Here is a 1,054-nt window from a genome sequence, read left to right on the forward strand (position 1 = left end):
GTCATTATTGTTCTTTGCTTCACCAACACCAGAAATTATCCGATCCGCACCGCTTTCATTTGCAATATTGATTTCTGTGCCACCTACTTTTGCACCAATAGTGAGACGACTCGTTGTCTTATCTTGCTGAACAAAGCTTTCGCTTTCTACTTTGGTAATCACATTATTAACCTGTTCAGTCAATTTATCCTGAACAGTCGTGAGAGCCGTATTAACACCCTCAAACGCATCTGCTACATTCCTGTAGCTTTGTTTATCTTCTGTGCCATCATCCCGAAAAGTTTTAACCTTAAAAGTAGGACCTTCTGAGTTTCCATTTCCAAAGTCAGCACCACCACCAAGATAATTAGCTAAATGGGTACCCAGTGTATACAGCTGTCCACCATTCACGGCTTCTTCTGAGTTTTGTGTTAAATCTCCACCTTCAAGATATTTAATTTTACCTGATCTTCTGTCTTCCCCCTCTACGTGCATAGCACTAAAGGCTTTATCAGTTTTGCTCCACAATAAGGCATCGCCTTGAAATTCTTTATTAATATCGTTTAATTTGTCATTAAAATTATTAACAACAGTATTCAGATGTTTGTTTACATTTATGAAGTTCGTATCAATTCCTGCAAAAGCAGAGCCTACATCGGGATAGTCTTTTGAAGCACCTTCTTTACCATCAGCATCGAAAGTTTTAAGCGTGAATTTTGGACCTGTCCATGCACCACTTTCATATTTAGCACCACCACCGAAATAAGATGCAACACTGCTCCCTAGGGTATGAAGCTGAGAACCACTTACAGCTTCGTCTGAATTTTCATTGATTGTCCCGCCAAGTAGACCGGAAAGTTTCCGCCCTCCATTATCCTTATTTAGAATACTGATTTCGGTACCACCAGTTCCCTTACCAATAGTGATAAGGCCCGTTCCTCCATCACGGAGACTGCGCGTCAAAGCCATCTCTGCTACTTGCTTAACAAGAATACTGTCTCTTACTTCATTAATTTCAGTATTTGTTGCCAAAAGTTGGGAACCATTGACCGCTTCGGTCGATTCTGCTGTGAGT

At 40.7% G+C, this 1,054-nt stretch carries 1 pseudogene; it reads right to left on the reverse strand.

The features are described from left to right. Positions 1–1,054 (reverse strand): annotated as a pseudogene (locus ACFILW_RS09985) (hypothetical protein); the annotation flags it as partial.

Source organism: Bartonella sp. TT110JLCBS, assembly GCF_042193405.1.
Classification (GTDB): domain Bacteria; phylum Pseudomonadota; class Alphaproteobacteria; order Rhizobiales; family Rhizobiaceae; genus Bartonella.